This window comes from Pseudonocardia sp. C8, from assembly GCF_014267175.1.
In the GTDB taxonomy this organism is placed as follows: domain Bacteria; phylum Actinomycetota; class Actinomycetes; order Mycobacteriales; family Pseudonocardiaceae; genus Pseudonocardia.
Genome location: NZ_JACMTR010000002.1, coordinates 1,713,760 through 1,722,500, shown reverse-complemented (window position 1 = coordinate 1,722,500; position 8,741 = coordinate 1,713,760). Strand labels below are relative to the sequence as shown.

At 74.4% G+C, this 8,741-nt stretch carries 13 protein-coding genes; 10 read left to right on the top strand and 3 right to left on the bottom strand.

Annotation, left to right across the window (positions count from 1 at the left end; translation table 11 throughout):
- Positions 1-329 precede the first annotated feature (329 nt).
- Positions 330-1,145, top strand: coding sequence for an ANTAR domain-containing protein (locus H7X46_RS29495; protein ID WP_186358921.1), 816 nt, complete (start codon positions 330-332; stop codon positions 1,143-1,145).
- Here the strand turns inward: H7X46_RS29495 and H7X46_RS08685 are convergent.
- The gene (locus H7X46_RS08685) at positions 1,129-2,001 is read right to left on the bottom strand and encodes a universal stress protein (protein ID WP_186358920.1); all 873 of its coding nucleotides are present in this window, start codon (positions 1,999-2,001) and stop codon (positions 1,129-1,131) included. The genes H7X46_RS29495 and H7X46_RS08685 overlap by 17 nt on opposite strands.
- A gap of 191 nt (positions 2,002-2,192) precedes the next feature.
- Here H7X46_RS08685 and H7X46_RS08680 point away from each other — a divergent pair, with 191 nt between their 5' ends.
- The 8 genes from H7X46_RS08680 to H7X46_RS08645 all read left to right on the top strand — a co-directional run bounded on the left by H7X46_RS08680 (position 2,193) and on the right by H7X46_RS08645 (position 6,591).
- Positions 2,193-3,449, top strand: a complete 1,257-nt coding sequence (locus H7X46_RS08680; RefSeq protein ID WP_186358919.1) for a S8 family serine peptidase — start codon at positions 2,193-2,195, stop codon at positions 3,447-3,449.
- A gap of 2 nt (positions 3,450-3,451) precedes the next feature.
- The gene (locus H7X46_RS08675; RefSeq protein WP_186358918.1) at positions 3,452-3,685 is read left to right on the top strand and encodes a hypothetical protein; all 234 of its coding nucleotides are present in this window, start codon (positions 3,452-3,454) and stop codon (positions 3,683-3,685) included.
- Between the two features lie 236 nt (positions 3,686-3,921).
- Positions 3,922-4,122 carry a three-helix bundle dimerization domain-containing protein gene (locus H7X46_RS08670; RefSeq protein ID WP_186358917.1) on the top strand — a complete coding sequence of 67 codons (201 nt, stop codon included), beginning with the start codon at positions 3,922-3,924 and terminating at the stop codon, positions 4,120-4,122.
- Positions 4,123-4,209: 87 nt separating this feature from the next.
- On the top strand, positions 4,210-4,686 hold the full coding sequence (locus H7X46_RS08665) for a VOC family protein (RefSeq protein WP_186358916.1): 477 nt from the start codon (positions 4,210-4,212) through the stop codon (positions 4,684-4,686).
- A gap of 82 nt (positions 4,687-4,768) precedes the next feature.
- A complete protein-coding gene (locus H7X46_RS08660) occupies positions 4,769-5,455 on the top strand; it encodes a DUF899 family protein (RefSeq protein WP_186358915.1) in 687 nt (228 codons plus the stop codon).
- A 155-nt stretch (positions 5,456-5,610) separates the two neighbouring features.
- Entirely contained in the window at positions 5,611-5,811 is a 201-nt protein-coding gene (locus H7X46_RS08655; protein WP_186358914.1) for a cold-shock protein, read from the top strand.
- Between the two features lie 241 nt (positions 5,812-6,052).
- Entirely contained in the window at positions 6,053-6,253 is a 201-nt protein-coding gene (locus H7X46_RS08650; protein WP_186358913.1) for a cold-shock protein, read from the top strand.
- A gap of 131 nt (positions 6,254-6,384) precedes the next feature.
- Positions 6,385-6,591 (top strand): hypothetical protein, encoded by a 207-nt coding sequence (locus H7X46_RS08645; RefSeq protein ID WP_186358912.1) that lies wholly within the window; start codon positions 6,385-6,387, stop codon positions 6,589-6,591.
- A gap of 131 nt (positions 6,592-6,722) precedes the next feature.
- On the opposite strand, the gene H7X46_RS08640 is transcribed toward H7X46_RS08645, so the two are convergent.
- Both H7X46_RS08640 and H7X46_RS08635 read right to left on the bottom strand, forming a co-directional pair.
- Positions 6,723-7,784, bottom strand: coding sequence for a slipin family protein (locus tag H7X46_RS08640; RefSeq protein ID WP_186358911.1), 1,062 nt, complete (start codon positions 7,782-7,784; stop codon positions 6,723-6,725).
- Positions 7,785-7,845: 61 nt separating this feature from the next.
- Positions 7,846-8,151, bottom strand: a complete 306-nt coding sequence (locus H7X46_RS08635) for a DUF3040 domain-containing protein (protein ID WP_186358910.1) — start codon at positions 8,149-8,151, stop codon at positions 7,846-7,848.
- Between the two features lie 140 nt (positions 8,152-8,291).
- Here H7X46_RS08635 and H7X46_RS08630 point away from each other — a divergent pair, with 140 nt between their 5' ends.
- A complete protein-coding gene (locus tag H7X46_RS08630; RefSeq protein WP_370588663.1) occupies positions 8,292-8,735 on the top strand; it encodes a MarR family winged helix-turn-helix transcriptional regulator in 444 nt (147 codons plus the stop codon).
- Positions 8,736-8,741 lie beyond the last annotated feature (6 nt).

The window sequence follows — 8,741 nt, the reverse complement described above, 5'->3', positions numbered from 1 at the left end:
TCATCGCCGTCGTCGCAGGTCAGTCCCCCTTCGCGCGCCGGACCCGCGCGGTCCGGCGCCACGCAGGGGCGTGCCGGTCCCCCGCCCGGCCACGGCCGCCGATCACCGCCAGGCGGTCACCCGGGCCCGCGAGGGTCGCGCGGCGCGGCCACGTCTCTCCCGGCGCCACGGCACCACCGCCGTCGCCTCGGCGCCGGGGGTGGCACCCACCGTCGGCGTCCGCGATCACCTGTCCTACGGTTTTCGGCGATGCCCCGGTCGAGCCGGCCGCGGGCACATCCCAGGGGTCGAACAACCGGCCCGGCGTCCCCGCGTTCTCGCCGGGGACCGTGTCCGCACACGCACGTCAGCGCTGCCGGACCGCGCCGGGCTCGGCCTCCGGCACCGCGTGGAGCGGCGCCGACGACCCGTCGCCGTCCGGGGCGGCGGAGGTCGAGATGCTTTCCGGGTCCTCGGACACGCAGATCCTGCACGCCTGCCGTGCCGATCCCGCGTTCCGCGCCACGCGTTCGCCGTACCTGGTCCTGGACCGTGAGCTGCGCATCGTCGGTGCGAACCCCGCCTACTGCGAGGCCACGCTGCGCACGCCCGACGAGCTCGCCGGCCGGCCGGTGTTCGAGGTGTTCCCGGAGAACCCGGAGCTCGTGGGGGCGGGGGCCGCCGCGGCCGCCGCGGCGTCCCTGGAGCGGGTGCTGCGGTCGGGGGTCCGGGACCACCTGCCCGTCCTGCGGTACGACGTGCCGGCGCCGGCCGGGCGACCGGGGTTCGTCGAGCGGGTGTGGGTCACCGTCAACTCGCCGCTGCGCGACCGGGACGGCCGGGTGATCGGTGTCCTGCACCACGCCGAGGACGTGACCGGCCTGCTCGACCCGGGGTCCGACGGGCCGGGCCCGGCCGCGGCGGCGCTCGCCCGCGCGCTCGACGCCGAGAACGCGCAGCTGCGCAGGCGTTTCGCCCGGCACACGAGCATCGAGCAGGCCAAGGGCGCGCTCATGGCCGGCCGCGGCTGCACGGCGGAGGAGGCGTTCGCGCTGCTCCGCCGCCACTCGCACGACACGAGCACCACGCTGCACGCGATCGCGGACGCCGTGCTGCGCGACGCCACCGGCCGCCCGGACGGACCACCGGTCAGGGGCGGGCGATGAGCACCGGGCTGTCCGCGTGGTGCAGGAGGGCCTGACCGACCGAGCCCAGCAGGAGCCCGGTCAGGCCGCCGCGTCCCCGGGACCCGACGACGACCACCGCGGCGCCGGCGGCCTCCTCGACGAGCGCGTGCGCAGGCCGGTCGCGGACGACGACCCGCTGGACGTCGACGTCGGGGAACTTCTGGGCCCAGCCGGCCAGGCGCTCGGCGAGCACCTCCCGTTCCTCGGTCTCCAGCGTCTGCCGGTCGATCAGCACGGCGCCGTCCTGGCCGACGGCGGTGTCCGACCAGGCGTGCACCGCCCGGAGCGGCACCGACCGCCGGGCCGCCAGCTCGAACGCGATCCCGACCGCGCTCTCCCCGGCGGGTGACCCGTCGACGCCGAGGACCACCGGCAGGGCGGCGTCCGGGCCCCGGTCCCCGCGCACGACGAGCACGGGTGACCCGCCGTGCGCGGCGATCGCCACGGCCACCGACCCGACGAGCAGGCCGCTGAACCCACCCAGGCCGCGGCTGCCGACCACCGTGAGCGACGCACCGTGCGACTCCTCGACCAGCACCGGTGCCGGGTAACCGGTCCGCAGGTCCGTCTCGACCGTGACCTCCGGTGCGGCGGCGGTCACGACCCCGGCCGCGGAGGTGAGCTGTCCGCGCAGCTCCTCCACCGCGTGTTCCCGGTAGCGGGCCGCCAGCCCGAGATCGTGCCGAGGGCTCCTCGGCAGCGGGGTGAACACCGCGACCAGACGCAGGCCCACACGTCGGGCGGCCGCCTCGCCCGCCGCCCACCGGACCGCGTCGAGCGCGGACGCCGACCCGTCGACACCGACCACGACCGGACCACGGCGCTGCTCCGACATCTCGTGCCCCCGTCCCCCGGCGCTCGTCGCCGGACCTCGGTACCACGATGCACTCCCCGTACCCGCAGGGAACACGGGAACACGGCCCGGGATCGCAGGACCGCCGGCCCCGAGCGGGCGTGTCGCCGACCCGCCACGAACCCCCTGCTGGGGCACCATGTGACGTACCGACGTCGATCATCGGAGGCGACATGACGGACCCGCGCACGGTCGGGACGCGGCGGGCCGGCGGCGCGCACACCGGGCGGTACCTGCTGGTGCTCAGCGACGACGTGCTCGGCGACGACGACGCGCCGGCCCGGACCGCGGTGCAGGACCTGACCGGGCAGTCCGAGGTGGTGAGCAGCCTGGGCCGACCGTCCGGCGCCCGCCCGACCCTGTTCTCCCGGCTCGGTGTCGCGGTCGCCGATCTCGACCCGGAGCAGGTGCGGTCCGCCCGGGCCGACCGGCGGGTCCTGAGCGTCGAGCCGGAACGTGTGCAGCGCGCCCTCACCGGCCCGGGCCTGTCGGCGGACTACCTGAAGGGGTTCGCGGACGCCGCGACCGCCCTCGCCGGCAAGGCCGCGGCCACCGCCGCGGTCGCGACCCGCTTCGGTGACACCGACCGGCTGACGTGGGGGCTGCAGGCCACCGGGGTCGACGCCTCCCCCGCGACCGGCGCCGGCGTCGCCGTCGCGGTGCTCGACACCGGGCTCGACCTCGGGCACCCGGACCTCGCGGGCCGGCAGATCGAGTCGCGCTCGTTCGTCGACGGCCAGCAGGTGCAGGACGTCCAGGGGCACGGCACGCACTGCATCGGTACCGCCTGCGGCCCGCTCGCACCGGACCCGGGCCGCCGGTACGGGATCGCGCACGAGGCGCGCATCCTGGTCGGGAAGGTCCTGGGCGACGACGGCTCCGGCACCGACGCCGACATCCTCGAGGGCATCGAGTGGGCGATCGCCGGCGGCGCCCAGGTCGTGTCGATGTCGCTCGGCGCCGACCTGAACGACGTCTCGGCGGCCTACGAGAACGCGGGCCGGCGCGCCCTCGACGTCGGCACCCTGGTCGTCGCCGCGGCGGGGAACAACGCCGAGCGGTCCCGCGGCGACGTCGGGTTCGTCGGCGTACCGGCGAACAGCCCGTCGATCATGGCCGTGGCCGCGGTGGACCCCGCACTCGCGATCGCCGACTTCTCGGCGGCCAGCTCCGCGGTGGAGGGCGGTCAGGTCGACATCGCGGGACCCGGCGTCGACGTCTACTCCTCCTGGCCGATGCCCCAGCGCACCCGCACGATCTCCGGGACGTCGATGGCCACCCCGCACGTCGCCGGGATCGCCGCGTTGTGGTCGCAGCACACGGGCGCCCGCGGGCGGGACCTCTGGACCCGGCTCACCCAGGCCGCCCAGCGGTTGCCGCTGCCCTCCGGGGACGTCGGGGCCGGCCTCGTGCGGGCCCCGGGGAGCTGATCGTGTCCGCGCAGCGCTGGCTGGTGTCCGTCGCCGAGGGACACGGCATCGACGACGTCGTCGCCGGGCTGGAGGGCGCCGGCCTGCAGGTGGAGAAGGTGCTGCGCGGGGTCGGCGTCGTCGTCGGGACGTGCGACGAGGACCGGCGCTCGGCACTGGCCGGGGTGGCCGGCGTCGGCGCGGTGGAACCGGACCGCGAGATCCGTCTCGCGCCGCCCGACTCGGACGTCCAGTGAACCGTCCGGTTCCGCACCCGCCACCGGCGCTCCGTTGCCTCGACACCGACAATTCGCTCGCCGCGCGGTCCCGCTCCCGCTATCGTGGACGGTGAACCGCCCGGACCGGTCACGGCGTCCCGCCGAGGACGACCGGCCGTGTCCCCCAGGGCGTCCGCAGCGTGCCGTCGCGACGACCGCACGCATCCCTCTGACGAAACGACGAATTGATCCCGACCGTGCACCCCTCCGTCTCCGTGCCTTCCGACCCCAGCGTCCGAGGCGCCATCGACCGGCTGTCCGCCGAGTTCGCCGGCCGCGCGCCCGCCGTCGTCATCGACCGGGTCGTCCGCAGCTCGCGCCGGGACCTCGACACCGCTCCGGCCGCCGCCCTCCCCGAGCTCGTCGAGCGGCTCGCGCGGCAGCGCCTCCTCGACGGCACCGCCGCGCGCGGCTGACCCGCCCCGCCGCCCGGTACCAGTTCCCGCGGCCACCGGTGGGCCGTCATGCTGGAGGCCCCGTCCGAGACCGGAGAGGAGCCGCGAATGACCGAGGCCGCCCCGCACGACCGGCAGCAGCTGACCGAGGCGCGGTGGACGCACGTCGCCCTGCCCACCGGGAACCTCGACGCCGCGATCGACTTCTACACCACCATGACCCCGCTGACCGTCGTCGAGCGGTTCTCCGACGACGCCGGGGAGAGCGTGTGGCTCTCGAACGAGAAGCAGGTCGAGACGCCGATGGTGCTCGTCCTCGTGGCCTTCGACCGGGACAGGGGCGGTGAGCTGGGGCTGCTGCGGCCGTTCGCGCACCTCGGCATCGAGGTCCCCCGCCGCGAGGACGTCGACGCGGCCGCCGACCGCGCCCGTGCCGCGGGCTGCCTGCACTGGGAGCCGCGGCAGATGCCGGAGCCCGTGGGCTACATCTGCGCGCTGACCGACCCGGACGGGAACGTCGTCGAGTTCTCCCACGGCCAGGACGTGTTCGCGCTGGTCCGGGCCCGGTGGGGCGGCGGTTCCTGACCGCGTCGCCGCAGTCCGATGAGTTCCCCGCGGCGGCGGAGTCCACCCGGTGGGAAGGGACACCGACGTCTCCGGAGGAACCATGTCCACCAACGCCCTACCGCCCGTCGTCGACACCGACACCTGGCAGAAGGAACTGGCCGCGCTGCGGATCCGGGAGAAGGCCGCCACCCGGGAGCTCGACGCGATCGCCGCGCAGCGCCGCCGGCTGCCGATGGTGCAGATGCCCGACTACGTCCTGGAAGGCGAGCACGGCCCGGTCCGGCTCGCCGAGATCTTCGGTGACCACCCGCAGCTGATCGTCTACCACCACATGTGGAACGACGGCGCGGAGTGGCAGTGCGGCGGCTGCACCGGCTTCACCTCGCAGTTCACCCGGCTCGAGGGACTGGCGTCCTTCGACGCCCGGTTCGTGATCGTCACCCATGGCCCGATCGGCGAGGCGCTCGCGTACAAGCGCAAGGTCGGGAACACGATGACCTGGTACTCGACGGCGAACAGCTCCTTCGGCAGCGACGTCGGTGCCCCGCGCGACGGCGGGTTCGCCGTCAACGTGTTCCTGCGCGACGGCGACACCGTCTACCGGACCTGGCACACCGACGGCCGCGGCACCGAGCAGCTCAGCTACCTGTTCGGGCTGATCGACATCCTGCCCTACGGGCGGCAGGAGGTGTGGCAGGACTCGCCGGCGGGGTGGCCCCAGGGTCCGACCTACAGCCGCTGGCTGGACTCGGACGCGATCGCGGCCGCGTACGGCGAGCCGAACTGAGACCCGAGCGGCGCCGGCGGCCCTGGGGCGGTCCACCGCGACCGGGGCACGCCGGCGGTCGTGCGGGTAGGCTCGGGACTGCCGGGCAGCAGCCGTACGTCCGACGGAACACCTGCGTATCCCGAGCCGGGTCACCGGCCGACGAAACGAGATGCATGCACACGGGAACCGTGGAGTGGTTCGACGCCCTGGCGGGCGTCGGCGAGATCGTCCTGGAGGACGGCTCCTCCGTGCGCGTCACCCGCGCCGGGATCGAGGGCGGCGGAGGCCAGAGCCTCCACGCCGGGGACCGGGTGCAGCTGGATGTCCGGCCGGGGCGCGACGGCGACGAGGCCGTCGGCGTCTTCACGCTCTGACCTGGGCGGAAATGACTCCGGTCACCCCGGAATTGCGCGCCCTCGCCGGGCCATGTAGTGTCGATTTCGGTCACCGTAGTTCTGAGTTTCGTGTGTGCTACACGCTCGCAGGATGATGATGCGGGCGGATTCGCTGTCTTTGGTCTTGCTGGAGCTGGCTGCCGTCTGGGTTTCACGCTGACCCGGGCCTTCGCCGACGTGGCGCGGCCCCGTCCCCACGCTCCGACCAGAGGAGATCCCCATGACCAACGGCACCGTGAAGTGGTTCAACGCCGAGAAGGGCTTCGGCTTCATCGCCCCCGACGAGGGCGGCCCCGACGTTTTCGTCCACTACTCCGCGATCGAGTCCAGCGGATTCCGCGAGCTGACCGAGAACCAGGCCGTCCGTTACGAGGTCACGCAGGGCCCCAAGGGTCCGCAGGCCTCGAGCGTGCAGATCTGATCTGATTCCGACCGGAATCTGATTCCGCGTACGGACATCGCGACGGCCCCCTGCGTGTGCAGGGGGCCGTCGTCGTAGCCGACCCGAGAGGACACCCCATCACCACCCGACTCCGGACACCCCACACCCCCGTGTTCCCGGCGCCCCGCGCGGCCGGCGACGACACGGCCCCGCCGCCCCGGACGCGGCACGACGGCAGCGCCCCGGCCGGCCCGATCGACCCCGTCGTGTTCCGGCAGGCCGATCCCGCCGATGACGAGACGCAGCCCGAGACCGTGGCCGACCGCAGCGACAGCGCCATGCGCGGTCACCGCCGGCCGTTCGACACCGGACGCTGACCCGCGCACGGCCACGCCCGGCCTCACCGGCCACGCCCGGCCACATCGGTGTCACCGGCCACACCGGCCGCGCCCGACCACACCGGCCTCGCCGTGGCGCGGACCGGGGTCTGCGGCGCGACCAGGACGGGTCAGGAGCCGGGCCGGACGACCGCGCCGTTCGCCGTCGCCACGACGCGCTTGACCGCGTCGTTGTCCACCACGGGTCCGCCGGCCCCGCCGAGCTCGGCCGCGGGACCCTCCGCCCCGCCGTGCTCCAGCGCGGGGCCGCCCTTCGCCGTGCGCGCCTCCATCTCGCCGGTCTCCACCGGGGAACGTCCTTCACCCACCGGGCTCCCCGCCTCGCCCTCGGATTCCGCAGGGTCCCGGACCGGCCGGGTCGCCGCCGTCCCGGCCTGCGCGGTCCCGTGCGCGGCCGCGCCGTTGCCGGACGCGGCCTCCCTGGCCCCGTCGAGGAACCGCAGCAGCTCCACCGGGAACGGAAGGATCATCGTCGAGTTCTTCTCCGCGGCCACCTCGACGACGGTCTGCAGCAGCCGCAGCTGCAGCGCGGCCGGGTGCGCGGTCATCACCTCGGCCGCCTCGGCGAGCGTCCGGGACGCCTGCAGCTCCCCCTCGGCGGTGATCACCCGCGACCGGCGCTCGCGCTCGGACTCGGCCTGCCGCGACATCGACCGTTTCATCGACTCCGGGAGCGCGACGTCCTTGATCTCGACCCGGTCGAGGTGCACACCCCAGCCGACGGCCGGGCTGTCGATCATCAGCTCCAGGCCCTGGTTGAGCCGCTCCCGGTTCGACAGCAGGTCGTCGAGATCGCTCTTGCCGATGATCGAGCGCAGCGACGCCTGCGCGACCTGGAGGATCGCCGCGGCGTAGTCCTGCACGTCCACCGCCACCCGCACCGGGTCGACCACCCGGTAGTAGATGACCGCGTCGACCCGGACCGTCACGTTGTCCCGGGTGATGCCGTCCTGGGCCGGGACCGGCTGCGTCACGATCTGCATGTTCACCTTCCGCATCCGGTCGGCGAACGGCACGATCACGCTGAGTCCCGGCCCGCGGGTCTCCGGGAGCACCCGGCCGAACCGGAACACCACGCCCCGCTCGTACTGGGTGACGATGCGGACGCCGGCACCGAGCAGCAGCGCCCCCAGGCCGGCGATCATGATCAGAACCACGACGAGAACATCCATGTCGCCCTCCGGCGCTCGTCTGCGGCGACCGGTCGGTCCGGCCGTCGTCCCCGGTGCGGTCTCAGCCCGGCCCGTCGCCGGGCCCGCTCTCCGGGGGTCGTCCGCCCGATGCGGGCCGGGACCGGCCGCGCATCATCCACCAGGCCCACCCGCCCGCCGCGGCCAGCACGAGTGCGCCGCCGACCGCGCCGGCGAGCAGCAGGAAGAGGACCACCACCACGAGCAGCACCAGCCCGAGCACGGTCACGAGGCCGGGGCGGCCCAGCTCCCGGGCGCGCGTCTCGAACCTGCGCTGGAAGCCGGGGTCGTCCTGCACGAGCTGCTGTTCGAGATCGTGCAGGGTCTTGCGCTCACGGTCGTTGAGCATGATCGACCTCCGGACGGTGGCCGCCGGTCCTGGAGCACCCGGTTCCGGACAATTTATATCGCACAACGATAGACCGTGTCACGATGTCCCCGGCCGGACACATCCTCCGGACGACGACGGCATGGTGGGATGAGCGCGTGGTGATCGAGGACGACCAGCCCGAAGCGGGTGCGCTCACCAAACGGGACTTCGAGGCGCTCGCCCGGTTCCGGTTCGGGATCCGCAGCTACCTGCGGTTCAGCGAGGAGACCGTGCGCGGGCACGGGCTGACCCCGCAGCAGTACCAGCTGCTGCTCGCCCTCAAGGGCTTCCCGGAGCGGGAATGGGCGACGGTCCGGGAGCTGGCCGACCGGCTGCAGCTGCGGCACCACAGCGTGGTCGAGCTCGTCAACCGGGCGCAGGCGCAGGGCCTGGTCGAGCGGGCCGCCCACCCCGACGACGCCCGGGCGGTCCGGGTGCTGCTCACGACCGCCGGCGACCGGATCCTCACCCGGCTCAGCGCACTGCACCGCGCCGAGCTGCGCCGGATGGATGCCCTGCTCACCCCGCCGTGGCACGACTCGCAGGACCACGACCGGGCCTGACGGCGC